Here is a 24,172-nt window from a genome sequence, read left to right on the forward strand (position 1 = left end):
AACCTCCGCGGGTGCTCGACCCCGCCCAGCTCGCCGCCCGCAACCCCGTCGGCACCCACGTCACGGTCGGCAAGGGCCTCGTGTCCGGGGCGCTCGCCTCGGCCGAGGAGCTCGGCTGCGAGGCGTTCCAGGTCTTCTGCGGCAACCCGCGCGGGTGGGCGCTCAGCGCCGGGAAGCCGGCCGAGGACGCGGCGTTCCGGGCCGCCACCGCCGAGCGCGGCACGCGGGTGTTCGTCCACGCGCCGTACCTCGTCAACCTCGGCTCCCCCACCCCGCTGACCTACGAGCGCTCGGTCGCCAGCGTCGCGCACAACCTGGGTCGCGCGGCCCAGATCGGCGCGGAGGGCGTCGTCGTGCACACCGGGTCGTACGTCGCCGCGGACGACACCAGCGAGCGGCACGCCGCCGCGATGCGCCAGGTCCGCGAGGGTCTGCTGCCGCTGCTGGAGACCCTCGACGCGGCCGGCGAGGACGCGCCGTGGCTGCTGCTCGAGCCGACGGCCGGCCAGGGCCGGTCGCTCTGCGCGGGCGTGGACGACCTGGCGGCGTACCTCGACGCGCTCGACCACCACCCGCGGGTCGGCATCTGCCTCGACACCTGCCACGTCTTCGCCGCCGGCGCGCCCCTGGACGAGCCGGGCGGCGCGGCTGCCACCCTCGACCACCTCGTCGACGTCGCCGGTCCCGGGCGGCTGCGGCTGGTGCACGCCAACGACTCGATGGACGTCCGCGGTGCGTTCAAGGACCGCCACCAGAGCATCGGGAACGGCCACATCGGCATCGAGCCGTTCCTCGAGCTGTTCGCCCACCCCGCGACCGACGGCGTGCCGTTCGTCGCCGAGACGCCGGGCTCCCGGGAGGTCGGCGGGGACGTGCAGGTGCTGCAGGAGCTCCGCGCCAAGGCGCTGGCTTGAACGCTGGCTCGACCGCTCGGGTGACCGACCGGCGTACCTCCCTCCTCGCCGCCGGGGTCCTCCTGGCGATGACGGCGACGTGGGGCAGCACGTTCTTCCTCATCAAGGACCTGCTCGACCGGGTGCCGACGCTGGACTTCCTGGCGGTCCGCTTCGCGATCGCCGGGGTGGTGATGCTGCTCGTCGCGCCTCGGGCGGTGCTGCGGCTGTCGGCGGCGTCGCGACGGCGGGCGGTCGTGCTGGGCGGGGTGTACGGCGTCGCGCAGATCCTCCAGACCGCCGGCCTGGCCCACACCGCCGCCTCGGTCTCGGGGTTCATCACCGGCATGTACGTCGTGCTCACCCCCGTCCTCGCCGCGCTGCTGCTGCGCACGCGGACGACGCCGCTCACCTGGGCCGCGGTCGCGCTGGCGACGGGCGGGCTGGCCGTGCTGACGCTGGACGGGGTAGCCATCGGCTACGGCGAGGCGATCACGCTGGTCAGCGCCGTGCTCTACGCGCTGCACATCGTCGGGCTCGGCGCCTGGTCGAACGCCCGCGAGGCGCTCGGCATCTCGATCGTGCAGCTGCTGGTCATCGCGGTCATCTGCCTGGTGGCGACCGCGCCGGACGGGATCGTGCTGCCGCCGACGCCCGCCGACTGGCTGTCGGTGGTCTACATGGCGCTCGTCGCAGGTGCGCTCGCGCTCATCGGGCAGACCTGGGCGCAGGCCCACCTGCCTCCGACCCGCACCGCGATCATCATGAGCATGGAGCCGGTGTTCGCGGCGTTCTTCGCGGTGCTCCTCGGCGGGGAGTCGGTGACCCTGCGGATGGTCTCGGGCGGGCTGATGGTGCTCGCCGCGATGCTGGTCGTCGAGGCGCTCCCCCGCCGGAAGGTCGAGGGCGAGGTCCAGCACCTCGTCGTTTGAGCCAGGTCGTCGAGGTCCACCTGGCGGGACCGGACGGTCCGGTCGCGACCGGCGCGCTAGATTCTGACCTGTGACGCGCACCTATGTCTTTGGACGCCAGCCGGGAGCACCCGGGCCGGCCGTCCTCTCGTAGGCACGCCGCACCCCATCCAACGCCCCCGGCTCCGGCCGTGGGGCGTTCGTCGTTCCTGGGCCGGGGGCGGGAGCCGCTCGAGAAAGAGGAACCCCATGGTCGTCGTCATGTCCCCGGAAGCCACCGACGAGGACGTCGCCGCCGTCGTCGCCCGCGTGGAGGGCGTCGGAGGAGAGGCCTTCGTCAGCAAGGGCGTCGTGCGCACCATCATCGGCCTGGTCGGTGACATCGAGTCCTTCCACCACCTCAACCTCCGCACGCTGCGCGGCGTCGCGGACGTGCACCGGATCTCCGACCCCTACAAGCTGGTGAGCCGCCAGCACCACCCCGACCGGAGCACGGTCTGGGTCGGGGCGGCCGGTCGCCAGGTGCCGATCGGGCCGGACTCGTTCACCTTCATGGCCGGCCCCTGCGCCGTCGAGACGCCGGAGCAGACGCTCGCCGCCGCGCAGATGGCCAAGGGCGCCGGCGCCACGATCCTGCGGGGAGGGGCCTACAAGCCGCGCACCTCGCCGTACGCCTTCCAGGGCCTCGGCGTCCGCGGCCTGGAGATCCTCGCCGACGTCGGGCGGGCGACCGGGCTGCCGGTCGTCACCGAGGTCGTCGACGCCCGGGACGTCACGGTCGTCGCCGAGCACGCCGACATGCTCCAGGTGGGCACCCGCAACATGGCCAACTTCGGGCTCCTCCAGGCCGTCGGCGAGGCCGGCAAGCCGGTGCTGCTCAAGCGCGGGATGACCGCGACGATCGAGGAGTGGCTGATGGCGGCGGAGTACATCGCCCAGCGCGGCAACCTCGACGTCGTTCTGTGCGAGCGCGGCATCCGGACCTTCGAGCCGGCCACCCGCAACACCCTCGACATCTCCGCCGTTCCCGTCGTGCAGGCCACCAGCCACCTGCCGGTGATCGTCGACCCCTCGCACGCCGCGGGCCGCAAGGACCTGGTCGTGCCGCTGTCACGGGCCGCGATCGCGGTCGGCGCCGACGGGATCATCGTCGACGTCCACCCCGAGCCGGAGACCGCGCTGTGCGACGGCCCCCAGGCGCTGCTCGGTGCCGAGCTGCGCGAGCTCGCCTCGGCGGTGCGCCGGCTGCCGTCCGCGGTGGGCCGGGTCGACGCCGGGGAGCTCTCCCGGACGGTCTGAGCCGGGGGCCGCTCGCTACCCTCGACCTCCGTGGAGAACTGCACCGCCTGCGGAGCGCGCCTCGGCCCCGGCCGGTCGTGCCCCGCGTGCGGCCACCCGGTCGAGGCGCCAGACCTCTCGGACTGGCGCACCGACACCGCCGAGCGGCCTGCGCTCAGAGACGTCCCGCTCGCGCCGCGCTACCCGCTGTACGCCGACGAGGCGCCGGCCCCTGCCCCTCCCGGGTCGGGCGGCCGGCGCCGCGGGTGGCTGCCCTGGGCTGCCGGGTCCGCGGCGCTGCTGCTCGTGGCGGGCCTCGGCACCGCCCTGCTCGTCGGCGGGGCGGACGAGCAGGACCCGGCCCCGGTCGCGGAGTCCGCGTCCCCTCCTCCGGCTGCCTCGTCCTCCTCGGCTCCCCCGCCGGCCCAGCCGACCCGCAGCGCGCAGGACGACATCAGCCGCAAGCCGGAGCCGCGGGAGCCGGAGGACGTCACCGCGTCGGCCGGCGTGCGGGTCCCGGCCACCGCCCCACCGAGCCGGGACCTCGACGGCACCCGCACGTCGTACGACGCCGGCAACCTCGTCGACGGCGACCGCTCCACCACCTGGCGGATGCGCGGCGACGCCACCGGCCGGCAGCTGGTCCTCCGCCTGGACCGGCCGACGACGATCACCCGGGTCGGCCTGGTCAACGGCTACGCCAAGCGCGCCCGCGGGCCGCGGGGCGGCGTGCTCGACTGGTACACCGGCAACCGCCGCGTGCTCGCCGTGGAGTGGGTCCTCGACGACGGCACGGTCGTGCGCCAGCGGCTCGACGACGTACGCCGCGTGCAGACCGTCGAGGTCGGCGCCATCACCACCCGTCGCGTGCGGCTGCGGCTCGTCGAGGTCAGCGCACCCGGCTCCGGACGCGCCGGTCGCGACTACACCGCCATCAGCGAGGTCTCGGTCGTCGGCCTGCCCGGCTGAGCGCTCGGCGGCTGGACCCTCGGGCCGGGTGTTGTGTCGTTTCATCAAGGTATGCAGGCCAACCGGCACTCCCCCGGGTGAACTGACCGTGGGGAGTGTCGGTCGGGCTGCATACCTGGATGAAGCCGCAGCCGGCGCGTGGACTCAGCTGACCCGCACGACGACCGTCGCGGAGGCGCCCCGCTCGACCGTGCTCGTCCACCACGAGAGCCGCTTCTGCCCCGACTCAGCGCGTGTCGACCGCGCCGCCCCGCTCGCAGGCGGTGTCGGCCGGCTGGCAGCGCGACACGGACGGCCGCCCCCTCGGGGCCACCCTCACCACCGGCCCCGCGGGCACCCAAGCCGGGCGCCACGGACCTCGAGCTGCACCGGGACACCTCGCCACGTCGTCGCGAGCCGCTCGTGCAGCGCGACCCGCAGCTCGGCCGGCGTTCCGCGCGCGCCCTGGCCAGCGCGTCGAGGAGAAGTCGCCAGTGGGCGGTGATCTCCAGTCGTTACAAAGCGCTCAGCGCAGCGGCGGCCTTCTCGGCGTCCTCGCGGGTGACGTCGAGGTGGGTGACCAGCCGGACGGTGGTCGGGCCGACCATCGAGACGCGGACGCCGGCCTCGGCGGCCCGGACGACGAAGTCCGCCGCGTCGGTGCGCGGGACGACCACGATGTTGGTGTCGACACCCTCGGGGTCGACGCCGCAGGCCTCGGCGAGCAGCCGAGCGTGGGCGTGGTCGTCGGCGAGCCGCTCGAGGTGGTGATCGAGGGCGTGCAGCCCGGCCGCGGCAAGGATGCCGACCTGGCGCATGCCGCCGCCCATCCGCTTGCGCCAGACCCGCGCCTCGGCGATGACGTCGGCTGAGCCGAGGGTCAGCGAGCCGACCGGCGCGCCGAGCCCCTTGGAGAGGCAGACGGCCATGACGTCGGCGACCGCGCCGTACTCAGCCAGGGGCGTGCCGGTCGCGACGTGGGCGTTCCAGATCCGCGCACCGTCCATGTGGACCGACGAGCCGGCGGCGGTGGCCAGCTCCCGCAGGTCGCGCAGGTCCTCGATCGGCAGCACCGCGCCGCCGGCGAAGTTGTGGGTGCACTCCACCGAGATCGCGGCGGTGCGCACGAAGAACGGCCCCAGGTCGGGCGCGTGCATCTGCCGCAGCATCGCCAGGTCGACCTGCCCGCGCGGGTGGAACCAGGTCCGCATGGTGATCCCGCTGTACGCCGCGTGGGCGCCCAGCTCGGCGCGCGCGATGTGCGCGGAGGCCTCGCAGATGACCTCCTGGCCCGGCTGCACGAGCGCACGGACCGCCAGCACGTTGGCCATCGAGCCGGTCGGCATGAACAGCGCGGCCTCGTGGCCGAACAGCTGCGCGACCCGCTCCTCGAGCGCGAGGACGGTCGGGTCCTCGCCGTACACGTCGTCGCCCACCTCGGCGCGCGCCATCGCCTGGCGCATCGCCTCGGTCGGACGGGTCAGCGTGTCCGAGCGGAGATCGATCACGCCTTGCGGAGCATCTCTGCGACGAGGAAGGCCAGCTCGAGGGACTGGACCCGGTTCAGGCGCGGGTCGCAGACGGACTCGTAGCGGTTGCCGAGGTCGACCTCGAGCAGGTCCTCGCCGCCGCCGACGCACTCGGTGACGTCGTCACCGGTGAGCTCGACGTGCAAGCCCCCGGGCCAGGTGCCGAGCGAGCGGTGGACGTCGAAGAAGCCCTGGACCTCGTCGATGACGTCGTCGAAGCGGCGGGTCTTGTATCCCGAGCTCGCCTCGAAGGTGTTGCCGTGCATCGGGTCGCAGACCCACGCGACCTGGAGGCCCTCGGCGGTGACCTTCTCGACCAGGTCCGGCAGGCCGTCGCGGATGCGGCCGGCGCCGAAGCGGGTGATGAACGTCAGCCGGCCGGCCTCGTTGAGCGGGTTGAGCCGGGAGGCGAGCGCGAGCGCGTCGTCGGGGGTGGTGGTCGGGCCGAGCTTGACGCCGATCGGGTTGCGGATGTGGCTGAGCAGCTCCACGTGGGCCTGGTCGAGCTGGCGGGTGCGCTCACCGATCCAGACCATGTGGCCGGAGACGTCGTACGGCATCTGGGTGCGCGAGTCGATGCGGGTCATCGCGTGCTCGTACTCCAGCACCAGCGCCTCGTGGCTAGAGTGGAAGTCGACGCGGTGGAACTCCACCGGGTCCGCGCCGATGGCCTGCATGAACGTCAGCGCGCGCTCGATCTCGCTGGCGACCGCCTCGTAGCGCTGGCCGACCGGCGACTCCTTGACGAAGTCGGTGTTCCAGGTGTGGACCTGGCGCAGGTCGGCGTAGCCGCCGGTGACGAACGCGCGGATGAGGTTCAGCGTCGCGGCCGAGGAGTTGTAGACGTCGACCAGCCGCTGCGGGTCGGGGATGCGAGCCTCGGGGGTGAAGTCGAAGCCGTTGACGGCGTCGCCGCGGTACGCCGGCAGCGTGACGCCGTCGCGCGTCTCCATGTCCGAGGAGCGCGGCTTGGCGTACTGCCCCGCGAGCCGACCGACCTTCACGACCGGGACGGAGGCGGCGTACGTCAGCACGACCGCCATCTGGAGCAGCACGCGCAGCTTGTTGCGCACGTTGTCGGCGGTGACGCCGGCGAACGTCTCGGCGCAGTCGCCGCCCTGGAGCAGGAACGCCTCGCCGCGCGATACGGCCGCGATCTTGTCCTTGAGCTCGTCGCACTCGCCGGCGAAGACCAACGGCGGGAGCGTGCGCAGCTTGGAGACCGCGGCGTCGACCGCCTCGGAGTCCGGGTACGTCGGCTGCTGGGACGCGCCCAGGGCGTGCAGGGTCGCGAGGTCGGGGATGCTCACCGCTCCAGGGTACGTCCGGGGGCAGGCCCCACCTGAATCAGCGAACCGGGCCGAGACGCACGCCCGCCGCCGTCCAGGCCCCGCTCACTCGTCCAGGTGCTCGATCTCACGGAAGCCGGTCTTCTTCGCGCGGACGCCGCGGTTGGTCATCCAGGTCACGGCCCACAGGACGACGCCGATGGCGAGGAGCACGGCGGCGATGGAGTACTGCACGTAGTCGTCCTCGTTGCGCGCCCACGGCCCGATGAGGAACGCCGAGGTCAGCGTCCCGGCCCACGGGACCCAGCCCGGCGCGCGGAAGACCGGCTCGGTGGAGCGGTCGCGACGCAGGACGAGGCAGCAGATGTTGACGACGGTGAACACGCACAGCAGCAGGAGCGCGGTGGTGCCGGCGAGGGCGACCACCACGTCGCTCTCCGAGCGGAGCCGGACGTAGGTGATGAGGCCCAGCGCCATCACGGTGGTGAAGAGGATCGCCGCCCAGGGCGAGCGGCGCCCCGGCAGGACGGCGGCCAGCGAGCGCGGCAGCACGTCCTGCTTGGCCATGCCGTAGACCAGCCGGCTCGCCATCAGCATGTTGATCAGGGCGGTGTTGGCGACCGCGAAGACCGTGAGGAACGGGTAGATCGTGTCGATCGGGATGCCGGGCGCGCCGACGCGCACGACGTCGAGCAGGATGCCGGCGTCCGGGTTGACCGGGTCGGCGATGTCGCCGGGCGGGATCACCACGACCACCGAGATCGCCACCAGCATGTAGACCAGCGCGCAGATGCCGAGCCCGGTGAGCATGATCCGCGGGAACGTCCTGCCGGGGTCCTTGGTCTCCTCGACCATGTTGACCGAGTCCTCGAAGCCGACCATGGCGAAGAAGGCGACGGTGGTCGCGATCGTGATCGACACGAAGACGTTCTTGTCGCCGGCGGTCTCGAAGACGACGATCCGGCCGAGGTCGCCGTCGGTCGCCATCGCCCAGAACCCGATCGCGATGATGATCCCGAGCGCGACGACGACCACCATCGTGAGCACGACGTTGAACTTCACGCTCTCGCCGACGCCCCGCAGGTTGATGCCCGCCAGGACCAGCATGAACGCCAGGGCGGCGAGCAGGGTCGCGGTCGTCCCGGTGGGCACTCCCCCGAACACGTCGTCCAGGCCCGTGAGCAGGTTGGACGCCACGAGGCTCGAGGACGTCGACGCGCTGGTGATGCCCGAGCAGACCACCGCGAAGGCGACGAGGAACGTCACGAAGTGCAGGCCGAACGCCTTGTGCACGAACAGCGCGGCCCCGGCGGCCTGCGGGTGCTTGGTGACCAGCTCCAGGTAGGACAGCGCGGTCAGCGCCGCCACCGCGAACGCCACCAGGAACGGCAGCCAGGCGACGCCCCCGACCTCGGACGCGACGTCACCGGTGATCGCGAAGATCCCCGCACCGATGATGTCGCCGATGATGAAGAACAGCAGCAGCTTGGGCCCGATGACCCGTTTGAGCTCCGACTCGGAGCCGGTGCCGGAGGAGGGCGCCTCGGAGGCGCCGGTGGCGGTCATGAGGACACGGTTGCCCCCACCCGATCGGAGGAAACCTCGCGGCCCCCACCGGACCGGACCGTCGGGCAGCCGGGTCAGGCGGCGGCGGTGTCGGCGGGGTCGATGACGCCGAGGCGCTCGAGGAGGACGAGGAAGGCGACGGCGAAGTCGTTCTCGGCGGTCTCGGCGCGGACCGCGTCCCAGTCGACCTGCTCCCGGACGGCCCGGGCGACGGGCAGGGACTTGCCGAAGTCGCAGGCGTGCTCCTCCATCGCGTTGAGCTTCTGCCCCATGAGCACCGTCGCGGAGAGCACCGGCATCTGCACGGACTCGACCTCGATCTGGTCGATCTCGGCGAGCACGGACCGCTCCACGGGGATGCCGTTGGTGCGGAAGAGGATGTCGACCATCGCGCCGTCGACGAAGACCTTGAACAGCCAGTCCTCCGGCGGCTGCACGACGTCGAGCCCCTCCTCGGCGAGCAGCTCGGACGCGCGGCCGGCGTCCTCCTCGGCGACGACGAAGTCGACGTCGTGCTCCGGCTCGGGGCCGCCGCGGGCCCACAGCGCGTAGCCGCCGGCCAGTGCGAACGGCACGTCACCCTGCTTGAGGGTCACCGCCACCCGCTTCAGCGCCTCACGCAGGGGGTGCAGGTCGGGGATGCCGTGGCTCACGCGGTGCGGTGTACCCGCCGCGCGGCACGGGTACACGGCCGACCGATGCGCCTGGTCACCTTCAACATCCTTAACGGCCGCCACCCCGCCGACGACCACGTCGACGTGGACGCCTTCGCCGCAGCGGTCCGCTCGCTCGACGCCGACGTGCTGGCGCTCCAGGAGGTCGACCGCAACCAGGCCCGCTCGGGGCACGCGGACCTCACGGCCGTCGCGGCCGAGGCGATGGGGGCCGCGGACAGCCGGTTCGTCGCCGCGCTGAGCGGCAGCCCCGGGGCGACCTGGGTGGCGGCGACCGGCGAGGAGCAGCCCGACGCCGCGGCGTACGGGATCGCCCTGCTCAGCCGGCGACCCGTGCGGGCCTGGCAGATCATCCGGCTGCCCGCGCTGCGCACCCGCGTCCCGATGAAGTTCAAGGACAGCCGGCTCCCGACGCTGGTGCAGGACGAGCCGCGGGTCGCCGTGGCCGCCGACGTCGAGTGCGGCGACGCGACGCTGACCGTCGCCAACACCCACCTGTCGTTCGTGCCGTGGTGGAACGGCCGCCAGCTGCGCTCCCTGGTCGCCTCGCTGGACGTCTCGCAGCGACCGCTGGTCGTCACCGGCGACCTCAACATGGACGCCGAGCGGGCAGCGCGTACGACGCGCATGCGCGGCCTCGCGCGGCACGCGACGTTCCCGTCGCACGCGCCGGTCGAGCAGCTCGACCACGTGCTGGCCGACGGGCCGGTCACCGCGACGGCGACCGAGGCGCGGGAGATGCCGCTCTCGGACCACCGGGCCCTGGTCGTCGACCTGCAGGTGTGACGGCGCCGAGTCAGCCGAAGAAGACCTGCGCCTCGGCGTACTCCTCCGGGCTGACGACCTTCAGCTCGCCGGTGCCCTCGGCCAGCGGCACGCGGACGATCCTGGTGCCGCGCAGCGCCATCATCGTGCCGAAGTCGCCGTCGGCGACCGCGTCGATCGCCTGGAGGCCGAACCTGGTGGCCAGCCAGCGGTCGAACGCGGTCGGCGTGCCGCCGCGCTGGACGTGGCCGAGGACGACCGCGCGGGCCTCCTTGCCGGTGCGCGCCTCGATCTCGGAGGCGAGCCGGTCGCCGATGCCACCGAGGCGGACGTGGCCGAAGGCGTCCTTCTCCCCCGACACCAGCGTCATGTCGCCTCCCTCGACGGGGACGGCGCCCTCGGAGACGACGACGATCGGGGCGTACTCGCTCTGGAAGCGGGTCTCGACGTGGGCGCAGACCTTCTCGATGTCGAAGGGCTGCTCAGGGATGAGCACGGCGCTGGCGCCGCCGGCGATGCCGGCGTGGAGGGCGATCCAGCCGGCGTGGCGGCCCATCACCTCGACGACGAGCACGCGGTGGTGCGACTCGGCGGTGGTGTGGAGCCGGTCGATGGCCTCGGTGGCGATGTTGACGGCCGTGTCGAAGCCGAAGGTGAAGTCGGTGCCGGAGAGGTCGTTGTCGATGGTCTTCGGCACGCCGACGACCTGCACGTCGAGCTCGGCGAGCTTGGTCGCCACGCCCAAGGTGTCCTCGCCGCCGATCGCGACGAGCGCGTCGACGCCGTGCGCGGCGAGGTTGTCCTTGATCCGCTCCACGCCGCCCTCGATGGCGAACGGGTTGGTGCGCGAGGAGCCGAGGATCGTGCCGCCGCGCGGGAGGATGCCGCGGCACTGCTCGATGCCGAGCTCCATCGTCAGGCCCTCGAGCGGGCCCTTCCAGCCGTCGCGGAAGCCGACCAGCTCGAAGCCGTGGTCGCGCACTCCCTTGCGGACGACGGCGCGGATGACCGCGTTCAGACCGGGGCAGTCGCCCCCACCGGTGAGCACTCCGACGCGCACGGGACCTCCAGGGATCGGGACCTTCGTTGGAACGTTCCAGACGCTGCCGACCCTAGTGGTCCGCCGGTCAGGCCGGTAGCGGGTCGGCGGACCGGTTCGTGACCCGGTCGGCCGCGGCCGGCAGGACCCGGCCGAGCCGGGCGGCGAGCGCGGCGGCCACGAGCGAGACCGCGGCCAGCACCAGCCACAGCGGCGAGGAGCCCCGGTCGAGCAGCCAGGCGAAGGTGACCGGCGCGACGGTGCTGGCGAGGTTCCAGGCGAGCTGGATGAGCGAGAGGTACCGCCCGCGCAGGTGCTCCGGCGCCGCTTCCGCGCTCAGCGCGCCGAGCACCGGACCGCCGAGCAGCTCGCCGGCGGTGTAGACCACCGTGCCGACCAGCACCACGACCACGCCGAGCACCACGCCCGTCCGGCCGGCCCCGAGCAGCACCACGAACGAGCCGGCGAAGACGACGTTGGCCAGCACCAGCACCCGCCAGCGGCGGGCCCCGGTCATCGCGCGGACCACCAGGCCCTGGCCGAGCCCGACCATCACCGTGTTGAGCGTGAACACCGCGCCGGTCACCCAGCCCGGGAGGTCCAGGACGGTCGTGGCGTAGACGGGGATGGCGACGTTGAGCACCATCATCGCGACGCAGTAGCCGAGCTGGACGGTCCACAGCAGCCAGTACGGCCGGTCGCGCAGCACGGTCGACCACGAGCCGGCCAGCGCGCGGTGACGGGTCCGCGCCGGGGCCGGGACCGCCAGCAGGAGCACCAGCGCGACGACGTACGACGCGGCGTTGGCGACCACGACCGCGGCGTACGCCTCCTGCGTGCCGACGGTGATCGCCGCGCCCGAGACCAGCCCGCCGACCGCGAAGCCGACGTTGCGCAGCGCGCCCAGGAAGCCGAACCACGTCTCCCGCTCCCCCGGCCTCGAGATCGCCGCCACGATGTTGCCGTAGGAGCCCCAGAAGGCGGTCCGGCCGATCGTGACCACCACCGTCCAGAAGGTGAGGCCGGCGAAGGAGTCGGTGACGAGGTACGCCGCGAACCCGAGCGCCTGGAGCGCGTTGCCGGCGAGCAGCACGTGCTTGGCGCCGATCCGGTCGACCACCCCGCCGAGCAGCGGGCCGGCCGGCAGCGCCAGCAGCGACGCGAGCGAGAGGACCCCGCCCACCTGCACGAGCGAGAGGTCGGTCGTCATCAGGAAGTAGAGGATCGAGACCGGCATGAACACGCCGCTGCCGACCGCGTCGATGCCGATCGCGGTGACGAACCTGCGGTGCGGTCCGATCGAGGGGAATCCGAGACGCTCGAGCACCGGAGGATCCTGCCCCGGCGCCCGGCCTCGGCCTCGTCCGGGGGTGCTGCTCGCTAGGGTCCGCCCATGACCTTCTCGATCGTGGCCCGCTCCGCCGACGGAGAGTCCTGGGGCGTCGCCGTCGCCTCGAAGTTCCTCGCTGTCGGGGCGGTCGTCCCAGCTGCTGTCGCCGAGGTCGGCGCGATCGCGACCCAGGCCGACGCCAACGTGGCGTACAAGGGCATCGCGCTCTCCCACCTCGACGAGGGCGCCACCGCGCAGGTCGCGCTGGACCGGATGCTCGAGGAGGACGACGGCCGTGCGGACCGCCAGGTCGGCATCGTCGACGTCGACGGCAACGCCGCGACCCACACCGGCGAGGACTGCCTGGACTGGGCCGGAGGGGCGACCGGGGACGGGTACGCCGTGCAGGGCAACGTCCTGACCGGGCCCGAGGTGGTCGAGGCGATGCAGCGCGCCTTCGAGTCCTCCGACCCGGCCGCTCCCCTGGCGCGGCGGCTGCTCGCGGCGCTGGCGGCCGGCGACGAGGCGGGCGGCGACAAGCGCGGCCGGCAGTCGGCGGCGCTCCTGGTGGTCAGCGAGGGGGCGGGGTACGCCGGCGGCGACGACATCGCCGTGGACCTCCGCGTCGACGACCACGCCGCGCCGGTGGTCGAGCTCGAGCGGCTGCTCGACCTCAACGACCTCTACCTCACCGCCTCGACCGAGGAGGAGAAGGTGCCGGTCGACGACGAGCTGCGCCGCGAGCTCGAGACCTGGGCGACCGAGCGCGGGCACCGCGACTTCGCCGCCTGGGTCGGCACCGAGAACTACGAGATGCGCGTCGACCCCGAGCTGGGGTGGATCGACCGGAAGGTGCTGGCAATCGTGCGAGGCACGTCGTGAGCATCCTCGCGATCGACGCCGGCACCACCGGGGTCACCGCGGTCGTCGTCACGCCGGACGGGCGGATCGCGGCGAAGGGCTACCAGGAGTTCGCCCAGCACTTCCCCCAGCCGGGGTGGGTGGAGCACTCGCCGGAGGAGATCTGGCAGGCGACCATCGAGGCGTGCCGCGAGGTGCTCGGCCAGGTCGACCGCTCCGCGCTGAAGGGCGTCGGGATCACCAACCAGCGCGAGACCGTGCTGCTGTGGGACCGCGAGACCCTCGGCTCGCCGCGCCGCGCGATCGTCTGGCAGGACCGCCGCACCGCCGACATCTGCACCCGGCTGCGCGACGAGGGCCACGAGGAGCGGGTCGCGGAGCTGACCGGCCTGCGGCTCGACCCGTACTTCTCCGGCACCAAGCTCGCCTGGATCGCCGAGCACGAGCCGCACACCTGGGCGCTGGTCGAGGAGGGGCGGTACGCCGTCGGGACGGTCGACTCCTACCTCGTCGCCCGGATGACGCGCGGCCTCCACCACGTCACCGACGTCTCCAACGCCTGCCGCACGCTGCTGATGGACCTCTCCACCGGCGACTGGAGCGACGAGCTGTGCTCGCTCTTCGGGGTCCCCCGCGACGCGCTCCCCGAGCTCGTGCCGAACTGGGGCGAGCTCGCCGTCACCGACCCGCGCGTCTTCCTCGACCTCTCGCTGCCCATCGCCGGCATCGCCGGCGACCAGCAATCGGCGCTCTTCGGCCAGACCTGCTTCGACGTCGGCGACTCCAAGTGCACCTACGGCACCGGCTCGTTCGTCCTCACCAACTGCGGCACCGAGCTGCCGCGCTCCGAGGCGGGCCTGCTGTCGACGGCCGCCTGGCGCTCCCCCGACGGCGAGCTCACCTACGCGCTGGAGGGCTCGATCTTCGTCACCGGCGCCGCCGTGCAGTGGCTGCGCGACGGGCTGCAGGTCGTCGGGTCGGCCGCCGAGACCGCCGCGATCGCCTCGACCGTCCCGTCGGCCGACGGCGTGGTGTTCGTCCCCGCGCTCACCGGCCTCGGCGCCCCGCACTGGGACCCCCACGCCCGCGGGCTGATCATCGGCGTCACCCGCGGCACGACCCGCGCCCACCTGGTGCGGGCCACCCTGGAGGCGATCGCCTTCGAGGTCCGCGACGTGCTCGAGACCATGCCGGCCTCGCTCTCCTCGCTGCGGGTCGACGGCGGCGCTTCCGCCAACGACCTGCTCTGCCAGGTCCAGGCCGACCAGGTCGGCGTCCCCGTCGAACGCCCGGAGCTGGTCGAGACGACCGCCCTCGGCGCGGCCTTCCTCGCCGGGCTCGGCACCGGCGTGTGGTCCTCCACCGACGAGCTGCGCGAGACCTGGGCCCTCGACCGCTCCTTCACCCCCGGCCGCGACCGCACGGCGTACGACGCCTCCCACGCGCGGTGGCGCGAGGCCGTCGAGCGGTCGAAGGGCTGGGCGCTGGTCTGAGTCCTCGACTCGGCTTGTCCACAGGTCGGCGCCCGTCGTCGGCCTAGTCCGTGACGTTCGGCAGGCCACCCGGGCCGATCCACCTGCCGAACGTCACGGACTACCCCGCCAGGGACGTCGGGCTGTGGAGAACGGCCACCTCCGCCGGGCGGCCTACCCCGACAGCTTGTCGAGGGCGGCCCGGGCGGCGTCGCGGGCGCGGGTGAGGTCGGCGACGGAGGACTGCGCCTCCTCGCGGGCGTCCTCGGCCTCGGCGAGCTCCTCGTCGAGGGCGTCGTGCTCCTCCTCGAGCGCGGCGATCCGGGCGCGGAGCTCCTCGATCTCCGCCTGGAGCTGCAGGCCGCGGGCCTCGAGCCGGGCGACCTCCTCGCCGGCCGCGTCGAGCTCGCCCTGGGCGTCCTCGAGCTCGGACTCGGCCGCGGAGAGCTTCTCCTCGGCGGCGCGGCGCACCTTCGCGTCGGCCTCCGGGTCCGGGACGACCTCGAGCTTCGGCCGCTTCGGAGGCGGGGCCACGGACTCCCGCGGAGCGGCGGAGAAGCCGAGCGCCTCGGGCAGGGCCACCGCCGCGCCTGCGTCGACGTCGTCCACCCCGGTCGCCTCGATCGACGCGACGAGCAGCCCGCTGCGGACCGCCTTCGCGCAGCCCTCGTCGACCATCGCCGCGGTGAGCGTCGCCTCGACCTGGTCGGCGACCGCGTCGGTGACCCGCAGTCCGCGCTCCTTCGCGACCGCGCGGGCCTGGCTGGTGACCGCCGCGGTGAGCTGGCGGCGCTGCTTGGTGAGCGCCCGCAGCTCCTCGCCCGACATCGAGGCCTGCGCCTCGCGGAGCGCCGCGCCCACGGCGAGCACCTGCTCGACCTGCTCGGTCTCGTGGCGCACCAGCAGGTTGACCACCCAGGCGGCCGTCGACGGCTTCCGCAGCCCCTTGACCGGCTTGACCAGCTCGGCGAGGTCCGTGCCCTTGAGCTCCTTCGCCCGGGCGTCGCGGGCAGGGGTGAAGTCAGCGAGGTCCAGCGCGTAGAGCTCGTCGGCGATCGAGAGCAGCTCCCCCGTCGCGTCGGCCATGACCGGAACCTACCCACCCGGCCGCGCCGACCGCCGCGCCGACCGCCGCGCCGACCGCCGCGCCGACCGCCGGTCAGGAGCGCAGCCCGGCCACCAGCATGGAGGTCGCGACGTCCACCAGCGCCGCGCGGTCCGTGCCCGGCGGCCGGAACAACGCGATGCGCAGCGCGGTCGCGACGACGACGCCCATGGTCATGAAGACCAGCGCCTCGAGCCGTTCGGAAGGTACGTCGGGCAGGTGACGCCGCGGGATCACCGCGGCGAGCTGGAAGAGGTCGCGCTCGATCTCGGGCAGGACGTTGGCGTTGATGCCGCCGGGCTGAGCGTCCACCATCGCGAGCACCACGGGCCCGTGCCGCTCGAAGCCGTCGACCAGCGTGGTGACGATCTCGCGCACGGCGTCCTCGAGGTCGAGGTCCAGCGCGCGGACCACCGCCTCGCGCAGGTCGCGGTCGACGGCGGCCACGGCCTCGTCGCGCAGCGCGGTGATGATCTCGGCCTTGTCGTTGAAGTACCGGTAGAACGTGCCGGTCGAGACGTGCGCCCGCTCGACGATCGCCGTGGTGGTCAGCCGCCCCGCGCCACGCTCCTCGAGAAGGTGAAGCGCGGCGTCGAGCAGGGTCCGCCGCATCGCGACGGCCCGCTGCTGAGTGGGCCGGATCCGCTGCTTCTGCGCCATGCGGCGTACCCCTGACCGGTCGTCCCGAGAAGTGAATGGAAGGTGAGACATCCTCACTTCTAGGCTCGGTCGCATGCAAACGAAGGACACCGAGCGGCCGCTCCCGACCACCCTGCGTCATGCCGAGCTCGCGGAGCAGCGCTACCCCGGGCTGGCGCCGACGTACTTCGCCGCGATGTGGGACGGCGACCCGCTCGCCGATGCGTTCGTGAACGACCTCGACCGGGTCGGCCACGGCCGGGGGATGCGGATGCTGCGGACCGCGTGCCGGCAGGGCATCGACGCGGTGCCGGACGCACCGGCGTCGCTGCGAGCGCTCTTCGCCCAGCTCGACGCGACGCCCGGGTGGGTGGACCTCGACGCGCTCGACCGCGACACCGTCCACCTCGGTCGCTATACGCGGCAGGCGGGGATCGTCCTCGGCGCGGCGTCCCTGGTGAGCGGGTACGCCAACTCAGCCGCCTCCCGGCCCCTGGAGATGACCGGCCGCTACATCGAGAACGCCGGCATGCGCACCATCGAGGTCGCCTCCTGGCTGGTCGCGGCCAACAAGCAGGGTGGCCTGGGGCGGTTCGAGGAGGGCTTCGAGCTGACCGTGCGCGTGCGGATCATCCACGCGCTGGTGCGGCAGGCGCTGCTGCGCGACGACCGCTGGGACCTCGCCGCATGGGGCGTGCCGATCTGCCAGTCCTACCTCGCTTACACACTCATCGAGTTCTGCCTCATCCCGCTGCGGGGCATGCGCGCGATCGGGGCGCCGTACCGTCCGCACGAGCAGGCGGCGTACTACGCCCGCTGGCGCTACATCGGCTACCTGCTCGGCATCGACGAGCGCCTGCTGCCGACCGACGAGGCCGAGCAGGAGGCGCTCGAGGGGATCTACCTGCTGACCCGGCCGCCGGTCGACGAGTACTGCCGGGAGCTGGTCGGCGCGATCAACAGCGAGTTCCTCGTGCCCGAGATCGAGCAGCTGGTGCCGGCCCGGCTTCACCCGGTCGCGCCGAAGGTCGTAGCCGCGCTCGAGCGGGTCTTCATCGGCGACGGGGTCGCCGACGAGCTCGGGGTGGCGCGGACGCGGCTCAAGCACGTCGTCCGCGCCGCCGGCCCGGTCATCGGCGCCGTCAACGCCACCCTCGACCGGGTGCCGCTCACGCTCGGGCCGCGGACGCGGATGGGCGAGCGCTACCGGGAGGCGCAGGACGCTCGGCTCCGTGCGCGGTACGGCGTGCAGCACGACCTCGTCGACGCCTCCCCCGGCGGCGGCAGGCCGCACCCGGCGCGGGGCTGACCGCACCCCGCTCGGGGCTGACCGCGCCGGTCCGTGCCGCCGGCCGATCGCCACACTGGCCCCACGCCTCTCAGATACCGGGGCAGCCCCTCGCTTCCCACGGAAGATCTGCCGTGGGAAGCGAGGGGGTCACCGGTTCACCGGGGACCCCTGCGCTCGGCGCCCGCCGGTCAGTCCTCGTCGAGCCCCTGCTCGATCGCCCAGCGGGTCAGCTCGACGCGGTTGTGCATCTGCAGCTTGCGCAGGGTGTTCTGCACGTGGTTCTGCACGGTGCGGTGGGAGAGCACGAGCCGCTCGGCGATCTGCTTGTACGACATCCCCTTCGCGACCATCTTGAGCACCTCGGTCTCGCGCTCGGTCAGCTGCGGCTGCATCGGGTCGGTCGCGGCCGCAGGGTCCGCGAGGCGCCGGAACTCGCCGAGCACCAGGCCGGCCAGTCCGGGGGTGAAGACCGTGTCGCCGCGCGCCACGCGGCGTACGGCGTCGAGCAGCTCCTCGCGGGACGCGGACTTCACCAGGTAGCCGGTCGCCCCGGCCTTGACCGCCTCGAGCACGTCGGCCTGCTCGCCGGACGCGCTGAGCACGAGCACCCGGGCCGACGGGTCGTGGGCGAGCGCCTCGCGGGTGACGCCGACCCCATCGGGCTCGGGGATCTGCAGGTCGAGCACGACCACCTGCGGCCGCGCGGCCTTGAAGCGCGCCAGCGCCTCCGTGCCGGTCGCGGCGACCGCGACCACGTCGAAGCCGGCCTGCTGCAGGTCGCGCTCGACGGCGTCGCGCCACATCGGGTGGTCGTCGACGACCATCACCCGGATCGCCTGCTCGGCGCTGTCCGCGCTCATGCGGTCCCCCTCCCCTGGGCCAGCCGCAGCCAGCGACCGCGTCGGTGGCCGAGCGGGTCGACGTCCTCGCCGGCCTCGGCCGTCACGAGGCGGCAGGTCACCAGCGCGGACCACCCGACCTCGCGCTCCTCCTCGAGCTCGACGCCGGCCCAGGTGGTGGCCGAGGCGAGCCGCGGGCCGTACGCCGTGTCGACGAACGCCGCCTGCCGGAACGTGCCGCCCGGCGCCGGAGCGGTGCCGGCGAACACCTCCGCCAGCCCGCGGTCCGCCCACGCGAGCACCTGCACGACGGCGCGGCCGGTCCGGCGCAGCTCCTCGACCAGGTCGGAGTCGGGGTCGAGCAGCGCGAGCACCCGCGGCGTCTCGCCGTTGGCGACCATCAGCGAGGTGACCGTCAGCCCGGCCCGGCTGCCGTCATCGCCGGCGTCGCCGGAGGTCCACAGCGTGACGGTGCCGCCGAGGCGGCCGCGGAAGCGGCGTACCGGGTCGTCCTCGCCGGCGAACGGGTGGGTGTCGTGGATGGTCATCGCGCCCGAGGCTAGCGAGCCCGGGCGACCACCCCTGTCACCAGCGGTTGTGGACGTCCTCGGCCCAGCCGACGACGTCCTCGACGCGCACCCAGGTGCCGGTGTCGTCACGTACCCGGCCCGACCAGTGGCCGAAGCACTGGTGGGTGCGGGAGGCAAAGACCTTGAGGTCGGTGACCGACCGCTTGAGGTGGAACGGCACGAACGTGAGGTCGACCGAGGAGCCGGTGATGCGCCAGGGCGCCAGCCAGTCCTCGCGGTCGTAGTCCCAGACCAGCTCCTCGCTGATCTTGGTCAGGTGGCCGTCGACGTACAGCGAGTTCTCCACCGAGCCGGTGCCGTCGGTCCACTGCCCGCCGACCTGGATGCCGACGACGCGGCCGTCGGTGCGACCGGAACCCGCGCCCCAGTTCCACCGCACGTTGTAGGGCCAGCGACCCCGGCCGTGGTCGAGGGCGCCCACGACTCCCCCGCCGGTACGCCGGCGGCGACGCCGTCCAGCCTGATCGTGCCGGTCGCGGGTCGGGCGACGTCCTTGACCGTGTACTGGAAGAGCCGGTCGGTCCAGGGCACCACGACGCCGAGGCACTCGTGCCCCTCGGGCCGGTGCGCGACGACGTCGACCTCGACGCGCGCGCCCCGCGCCCGCAGCCGCGTGCCGCCCTCGACCTCGTCGACGTCGATGCGCACCGCCCGCGTGCGGGAGCGCACCGGCCCCGCGCCGAGCGTGCCGGGCAGCGTGGCGCTGCGGCCGGTCACGCCGATCGCGTCGTGGGAGACCGCCTCGCCGGTGCGCCGGTCGAGCAGCCAGATCCCGTGGACGGCGGCGTAGTCGAGGTCGGAGGTGACCAGCGCGACGACGTGCGTCGGCGTGGTGACCGCCCAGTACTCCCAGCGCTTGTTCCGGCCCCGGCCGCGCCGGCCACGGCCGATGCCGTCGGTGGTGAGCAGCGGGGTGCGCGTCCAGCCGACGGCGTCCGGGCCGAGCCGGCCGTCGGGCAGCGTGAGGGACACCGGCGCGGTGATCTCCCGCTCGGTCACGGGCTTCGGTGCTGGCACGGGCGGAGACTAGTGCCGGCCGTACACCACCGGGACGACGATCTCCCACTCGGTTCCCGACGAGCCGGTGGACAGCGTGGCCGTGCCCCCGAGGTCGGCGACCCGCCCACGGATCGACTCGCTGACCCCCAGCCGGCCCTCCGCCGCGGCCTGCTCCAGCCGTCCGGCCGGGATGCCGGGGCCCTCGTCGCGCACCGACAGCTCGACCCGGTCTGCGAACGCCTCCAGCAGCACCCAGGCGGGCGCCTGCGGCCCGACGTGGACCGCGACGTTGTCCAGGCACGCGCCGACGACCGCGCACAGCTCGCGCACGACGTCGGCCGGCAGCTCGACCGGGGTGGCCGGCGCGGCGACGGTCACGGCCGCCCGCGACTCCAGCCGGCCCAGCTCGGCGGCCAGGTCGAGCACCGCGTCGCCGCCGACCTCGCCGGGGCGCTCGGCCGTCCGCTCCTGGGTGCGGATCAACGTCCGCAGCCGCGACTCCTGCTCGCCGGCCAGCCGACCCAGCTCGGCCGCCTCCCCGCCGAGCTCCGCCCCGCGCCGCTGCACCAGCGACAGCACCTGGAGCACGCCGTCGTGGACCGCCCGCGCGAGCCGCGCCCGTTCCGCGGCCGCCGCGGCCGTGCGCTCGGCTCGGTCGCGCTCGGCGGCCATCTCCTGCAGCGACCCGCACATGAAGCCGACGATCGGCCCGCCGATCACGATGAGGAAGACGTTGCCGTAGTTGGCCTGGCTGACCTCCTCGCGGACCAGCAGGTCGGTCGCGGCGAGCACGACCGCGGCCAGCAGGCCGCCGACCCAGCGGTAGCGGACCGCCCACGCCAGGAGGGCGCCGGCGACCCAGAAGCCGGGCACCGTCGCGTTGAACCCGTCGCCCTTGACCAGCGGCGTCACGCCGAGCAGCGCGACCGCGACGGCGAGGTCCGCCACCAGCAGGCCGACCGTGCGGCGCCGGGGCGCGGCGTACGCCCACACGGCCACGGCGGTCCACACCACCATCACCAGCACGCAGACAACGCCGCCGACCGGGCGCTGGAAGTTGTCGGCGCGGTAGAGGTTGAGCACCACCGCGTTCGCGAGGGTCACCCCGCGCAGGACGGCCAGCGCGCGGAAGAGCCGGTCCTCGACGGCCAGGCCGGGGGCGGAAGCGCCGCCGGCCGGGTCGGACCGTCGGCTCAGGACGCCTTCTTCTGCTCGCCGGCCTCGCCGCGCTCGGCCCGCTCGGCGCGCTTCGCCTCGGCGTCGGCCTTCTTCGCCTGGGCGGCGTAGGTGTCGACGTACTCCTGGCCGGAGAGCCGCATGATCTCGTACATGATCTCGTCGGTCACCGAGCGCAGGATGTAGCGGTCGTTGCTCATGCCCTCGTAGCGGGAGAAGTCCAGCGGCGTGCCGAAGCGGACGACCGGCCGGGTGAACGTGCCGAAGGTCTTGCCCGGGGGCGCCACCACGTCGGTGCCGACGACGGCGACCGGGATGACCGGGACGCCGGTCTCCAGGGCCAGGCGCGCGACGCCGGTCTTTCCGCGGTAGAGGCGGCCGTCATGGCTGCGCGTGCCCTCCGGGTAGATGCCGAACAGCCCGCCCTCGGCGAGGATCCGCGTGGCCGCGGTGAGCGCGCCCTCGGCCGCGCTCGCGCCGCCGCGGTCGATCGGCACCTGGCCGGCGCCGGAGAAGAACTGCTTCTGGAACCAGCCCTTGATGCCGGGCGTCGTGAAGTACTCCGCCTTCGCCACGAACGTCACCCGCCGCGGCAGCGTGAGCGGCATGAACAGCCAGTCGGCGTACGACAGGTGGTTGCTCGCGAGGATCGCCGGGCCCTCGTCGGGGACGTTCTCGGCGCCGGTGACCTGCGGGCGGAAGATGACCCGCAGGAACGGGCCCAGGGCCACCCACTTGAGGAACCAATAGAACACGCGGCGCACCTTCCACGACCCGGCCCGGACGGGGCAACCCTAGACCTACAGTGCCGCCATGACGATCCACCCGCTGGCCGGCCCGCTCTCCGTCCCCGCCCGCCCCGAGCTGACCGGCGGGCGCCGGATCGCCGTGCTGCTCAGCCACGGCTTCACCGGCCAGCCGGCGTCGATCAAGCCGTGGGCGGAAGCGGTCGCCGAGCAGGGGTACGCCGTGGAGGTGCCGCGGCTGCCCGGGCACGGCACGAGCTGGCAGGACTGCAACACCACCACGTGGGACGACTGGTACGCCGAGCTGTCGCGCGTCTTCGGCGACCTACGGCGCGACCACGACGCTGTGGTCGTCGGCGGGCTGTCGATGGGCGGGGCGCTGACCCTCCGGCTCGCGGCCGACCACGGGGACGCCGTGGCCGGGGTCGTCGTGGTCAACCCGGCGCTCGCCACCGCCCGCAAGGACGTCAAGCTGCTGCCGGTGCTCAAGCACCTCCTCGGGTCCTTCCCCGGCATCGCCAACGACATCAAGAAGCCAGGCGTCGAGGAGCACGGCTACACGCGCACCCCGCTCAAGGCCGCCCACTCGATGTTCCGCGCCTGGCCCCGCCTGGCCGCGGACCTGCCGCGCGTCACCGCGCCGCTGCTCTACCTGCGCTCGACCGTCGACCACGTCGTCGACGAGCTCACCCAGCCTCTCGTCGTCTCCCGTGTCGGCTCGCGGGACGTCACCGAGGTCTCGCTGCCCGAGAGCTACCACGTCGCCACGCTCGACAACGACCTCCCGACCATCGTCGAGGAGACCGTGGCGTTCGTGAAGCGGGTGACCGCCGCGTAGCCTCGTCCTCGTGCAGCGCGACGACGAGGACGACGTCTGGCGCGCGATCGTCGAGAACTACGGCGAGCGGCCGACGCTCGACGACGAGCCGCCCGCCGAGCCCGTCGCCGAGCCCTCGCCGCCGGCGTACGCCGTGCCGCTGCCGGAGGAACCCGACGGCGACCTCGCCCGCTCCGACGAGGAGCGGTTCGTGCCGCCGTCCCCGCCCCCGGTGCCCCGCCCGCGGGGGCTCCGCGGCGCTGCCTGGGTCGGCGTCTTCGGCGGCCCGGCCGCCCTGCTGGTGGCCCTGGTGCTCGGCATCGGCCTGCCGCGCTTCGTCAGCCTCGTGCTCGTCGCGGCGTTCGTCGTCGGCTTCCTGTACCTCGTCCTCCAGATGCCCCGCGGCCCGCGCGACCCCTGGGACGACGGCGCCCAGGTCTGACCCCGCGGGTCAGGCGGTGGCGCCGCGAGCCAGGAGCGCTCCGCCGACGACGCCGGCGTGCGGGCCGAAGCGGGCGGGGACGACGGCCGGGACCTCGCGGTGGGCGGCGCCGACGAGCGAGCGCCTCAGGGCGCGGCGGGCGGGCTCGAGGAGCAGGTCGCCGGCGGCAGAGACGCCGCCGCCGATGACGACGAGGTCGGGATCGAGGGCGGCGACGAGGTTCGCGACGCCGACGCCGAGCCAGTCCCCGATCGACGCGAACGCCTCTAGCGCGACGAGGTCGCCCTGCTCGGCGGCCGTGGTGACCATCGGCCCGGTCAGCGCCGAGGAGTCCCCGCCGCAGAGCCGCTCGAGCAACGTCGGCTCGTGGCCGATCCGGGCGCGGGCGTGGCGGACGAGGGCGTTCCCGCTGGCGTACTGCTCCCAGCACCCGGCGCCCCCGCACTCGCACGAGCGGCCGTCGGGGACGACCTGGGCGTGGCCGAACTCGCCGGTCATCCCGTTCCGGCCGCGGCGCACCCGTCCGTCCAGCACGACCGCGCCGCCGATGCCCGTGCCCATCGTGACGAGCAGGAAGTCCGGGACACCCTGGCCGGCGCCGAGCGTGGCCTCCGCGAGCGCGGCGCAGTTGGCGTCGTTGTCGAGCGCGACCCGCGCGCCCCACCGGTCCTCGAGGCGGGCGCGCACGTCCTCGCCCTGCCAGGGCAGGTGCGGGGCGAACATCACCCGCTCCCCCGCAGCGTCCACGAAGCCCGCCGCTGCCAGCCCCACGCCGTCGACCCGACGACCGTCGGCGACCTCGGCCACGGCCTCGGTCAGCGCCTGCTCGACCAGCGCGGCGTCGACGCGCCGGCCCGGCGTGGAGCGCCGGGCGGTGCGCCGCACGGTGCCGTCGGCGTCGACCTCACCGGCCAGCACCTTGGTGCCGCCGACGTCCACGCCGATGTGCAGGGTCACCGCAGGAGGCGCCGGT

General features: G+C 73.8%; 24 protein-coding genes and 1 pseudogene. 10 read left to right on the forward strand and 15 right to left on the reverse strand.

The window, feature by feature from the left end; all coding sequences use genetic code 11:
• The first annotated feature begins 11 nt into the window (after nucleotides 1–11).
• The 4 genes from G6553_RS05115 (at nucleotide 12) to G6553_RS05130 (ending at nucleotide 4,051) form a co-directional block, all read left to right on the forward strand.
• Complete coding sequence (locus tag G6553_RS05115; RefSeq protein WP_166189773.1) at nucleotides 12–914, forward strand: deoxyribonuclease IV; 903 nt, start codon at nucleotides 12–14, stop codon at nucleotides 912–914.
• Complete coding sequence (locus tag G6553_RS05120) at nucleotides 911–1,825, forward strand: DMT family transporter (RefSeq protein WP_242680015.1); 915 nt, start codon at nucleotides 911–913, stop codon at nucleotides 1,823–1,825. The genes G6553_RS05115 and G6553_RS05120 overlap by 4 nt, the downstream gene beginning before the upstream one ends.
• Nucleotides 1,826–2,065: 240 nt before the next feature.
• On the forward strand, nucleotides 2,066–3,103 hold the full coding sequence (gene aroF, locus G6553_RS05125; RefSeq protein ID WP_242680016.1) for a 3-deoxy-7-phosphoheptulonate synthase: 1,038 nt from the start codon (nucleotides 2,066–2,068) through the stop codon (nucleotides 3,101–3,103).
• 30 nt (nucleotides 3,104–3,133) lie between these two features.
• The gene (locus G6553_RS05130; protein WP_166189777.1) at nucleotides 3,134–4,051 is read left to right on the forward strand and encodes a zinc ribbon domain-containing protein; all 918 of its coding nucleotides are present in this window, start codon (nucleotides 3,134–3,136) and stop codon (nucleotides 4,049–4,051) included.
• 494 nt (nucleotides 4,052–4,545) lie between these two features.
• On the opposite strand, the gene G6553_RS05135 is transcribed toward G6553_RS05130, so the two are convergent.
• The 4 genes from G6553_RS05135 to G6553_RS05150 form a co-directional block, all read right to left on the reverse strand.
• Nucleotides 4,546–5,538, reverse strand: a complete 993-nt coding sequence (locus G6553_RS05135) for a GntG family PLP-dependent aldolase (protein ID WP_166189778.1) — start codon at nucleotides 5,536–5,538, stop codon at nucleotides 4,546–4,548.
• Nucleotides 5,535–6,869 carry a 3-deoxy-7-phosphoheptulonate synthase class II gene (locus G6553_RS05140; protein WP_166189780.1) on the reverse strand — a complete coding sequence of 445 codons (1,335 nt, stop codon included), beginning with the start codon at nucleotides 6,867–6,869 and terminating at the stop codon, nucleotides 5,535–5,537. Before G6553_RS05140 ends, G6553_RS05135 begins: the two co-directional genes overlap by 4 nt.
• An 84-nt stretch (nucleotides 6,870–6,953) precedes the next feature.
• A complete protein-coding gene (locus G6553_RS05145) occupies nucleotides 6,954–8,414 on the reverse strand; it encodes an APC family permease (protein WP_166189782.1) in 1,461 nt (486 codons plus the stop codon).
• Between the two features lie 74 nt (nucleotides 8,415–8,488).
• Nucleotides 8,489–9,067, reverse strand: a complete 579-nt coding sequence (locus G6553_RS05150; RefSeq protein WP_166189784.1) for a nucleotidyltransferase family protein — start codon at nucleotides 9,065–9,067, stop codon at nucleotides 8,489–8,491.
• 45 nt (nucleotides 9,068–9,112) lie between these two features.
• Between G6553_RS05150 and G6553_RS05155 the strand changes: the two genes are divergently transcribed.
• The gene (locus G6553_RS05155) at nucleotides 9,113–9,874 is read left to right on the forward strand and encodes an endonuclease/exonuclease/phosphatase family protein (protein WP_166189786.1); all 762 of its coding nucleotides are present in this window, start codon (nucleotides 9,113–9,115) and stop codon (nucleotides 9,872–9,874) included.
• A gap of 10 nt (nucleotides 9,875–9,884) precedes the next feature.
• On the opposite strand, the gene G6553_RS05160 is transcribed toward G6553_RS05155, so the two are convergent.
• On the reverse strand, nucleotides 9,885–10,913 hold the full coding sequence (locus G6553_RS05160; RefSeq protein ID WP_166189788.1) for a 6-phosphofructokinase: 1,029 nt from the start codon (nucleotides 10,911–10,913) through the stop codon (nucleotides 9,885–9,887).
• Between the two features lie 67 nt (nucleotides 10,914–10,980).
• On the reverse strand, nucleotides 10,981–12,219 hold the full coding sequence (locus G6553_RS05165; protein WP_347565510.1) for an MFS transporter: 1,239 nt from the start codon (nucleotides 12,217–12,219) through the stop codon (nucleotides 10,981–10,983).
• A gap of 66 nt (nucleotides 12,220–12,285) precedes the next feature.
• Here G6553_RS05165 and G6553_RS05170 point away from each other — a divergent pair, with 66 nt between their 5' ends.
• On the forward strand, nucleotides 12,286–13,104 hold the full coding sequence (locus tag G6553_RS05170; protein WP_166189790.1) for a DUF1028 domain-containing protein: 819 nt from the start codon (nucleotides 12,286–12,288) through the stop codon (nucleotides 13,102–13,104).
• Entirely contained in the window at nucleotides 13,101–14,576 is a 1,476-nt protein-coding gene (glpK, locus tag G6553_RS05175; protein ID WP_166189791.1) for a glycerol kinase GlpK, read from the forward strand. Before G6553_RS05170 ends, glpK begins: the two co-directional genes overlap by 4 nt.
• A gap of 153 nt (nucleotides 14,577–14,729) precedes the next feature.
• Here the strand turns inward: glpK and G6553_RS05180 are convergent, their stop codons facing one another.
• Together G6553_RS05180 and G6553_RS05185 are read right to left on the reverse strand one after the other, a co-directional pair.
• Nucleotides 14,730–15,641 (reverse strand): hypothetical protein, encoded by a 912-nt coding sequence (locus G6553_RS05180; RefSeq protein ID WP_166189793.1) that lies wholly within the window; start codon nucleotides 15,639–15,641, stop codon nucleotides 14,730–14,732.
• 73 nt (nucleotides 15,642–15,714) lie between these two features.
• Complete coding sequence (locus G6553_RS05185) at nucleotides 15,715–16,320, reverse strand: TetR/AcrR family transcriptional regulator (protein ID WP_166189795.1); 606 nt, start codon at nucleotides 16,318–16,320, stop codon at nucleotides 15,715–15,717.
• Nucleotides 16,321–16,393: 73 nt separating this feature from the next.
• Here G6553_RS05185 and G6553_RS05190 point away from each other — a divergent pair, with 73 nt between their 5' ends.
• Entirely contained in the window at nucleotides 16,394–17,608 is a 1,215-nt protein-coding gene (locus G6553_RS05190; protein WP_166189797.1) for an oxygenase MpaB family protein, read from the forward strand.
• A 170-nt stretch (nucleotides 17,609–17,778) separates the two neighbouring features.
• Here G6553_RS05190 and G6553_RS05195 read toward each other — a convergent pair whose 3' ends face one another.
• The 6 genes and pseudogenes from G6553_RS05195 to G6553_RS05215 form a co-directional block, all read right to left on the reverse strand.
• Nucleotides 17,779–18,450, reverse strand: a complete 672-nt coding sequence (locus G6553_RS05195; RefSeq protein WP_166189799.1) for a response regulator transcription factor — start codon at nucleotides 18,448–18,450, stop codon at nucleotides 17,779–17,781.
• Nucleotides 18,447–18,977 carry a flavin reductase gene (locus tag G6553_RS05200; protein ID WP_166189801.1) on the reverse strand — a complete coding sequence of 177 codons (531 nt, stop codon included), beginning with the start codon at nucleotides 18,975–18,977 and terminating at the stop codon, nucleotides 18,447–18,449. Before G6553_RS05200 ends, G6553_RS05195 begins: the two co-directional genes overlap by 4 nt.
• Nucleotides 18,978–19,014: 37 nt before the next feature.
• On the reverse strand, nucleotides 19,015–19,566 hold the full coding sequence (locus tag G6553_RS21605) for a DUF2804 domain-containing protein (RefSeq protein WP_347565511.1): 552 nt from the start codon (nucleotides 19,564–19,566) through the stop codon (nucleotides 19,015–19,017).
• Nucleotides 19,494–20,036: pseudogene (locus tag G6553_RS21610) on the reverse strand (DUF2804 family protein); the annotation flags it as partial. The pseudogene G6553_RS21610 and the gene G6553_RS21605, both read right to left, overlap by 73 nt.
• 9 nt (nucleotides 20,037–20,045) lie before the next feature.
• Nucleotides 20,046–21,215: a DUF5931 domain-containing protein gene (locus G6553_RS05210; protein ID WP_166189926.1), complete on the reverse strand. Its 1,170-nt coding sequence runs from the start codon at nucleotides 21,213–21,215 to the stop codon at nucleotides 20,046–20,048.
• Nucleotides 21,212–21,949, reverse strand: coding sequence for a lysophospholipid acyltransferase family protein (locus G6553_RS05215; protein ID WP_166189802.1), 738 nt, complete (start codon nucleotides 21,947–21,949; stop codon nucleotides 21,212–21,214). Before G6553_RS05215 ends, G6553_RS05210 begins: the two co-directional genes overlap by 4 nt.
• A gap of 58 nt (nucleotides 21,950–22,007) precedes the next feature.
• Between G6553_RS05215 and G6553_RS05220 the strand changes: the two genes are divergently transcribed.
• Nucleotides 22,008–22,778: an alpha/beta fold hydrolase gene (locus G6553_RS05220; protein ID WP_166189804.1), complete on the forward strand. Its 771-nt coding sequence runs from the start codon at nucleotides 22,008–22,010 to the stop codon at nucleotides 22,776–22,778.
• Nucleotides 22,779–22,788: 10 nt separating this feature from the next.
• Nucleotides 22,789–23,199 carry a hypothetical protein gene (locus G6553_RS05225; protein WP_166189806.1) on the forward strand — a complete coding sequence of 137 codons (411 nt, stop codon included), beginning with the start codon at nucleotides 22,789–22,791 and terminating at the stop codon, nucleotides 23,197–23,199.
• Nucleotides 23,200–23,208: 9 nt separating this feature from the next.
• On the opposite strand, the gene G6553_RS05230 is transcribed toward G6553_RS05225, so the two are convergent.
• Nucleotides 23,209–24,156, reverse strand: coding sequence for an ROK family protein (locus G6553_RS05230; RefSeq protein WP_166189808.1), 948 nt, complete (start codon nucleotides 24,154–24,156; stop codon nucleotides 23,209–23,211).
• Nucleotides 24,157–24,172 lie beyond the last annotated feature (16 nt).

Origin of the sequence: Nocardioides sp. IC4_145, assembly GCF_011250565.1 — a bacterium.
In the GTDB taxonomy this organism is placed as follows: Bacteria; Actinomycetota; Actinomycetes; order Propionibacteriales; family Nocardioidaceae; genus Nocardioides.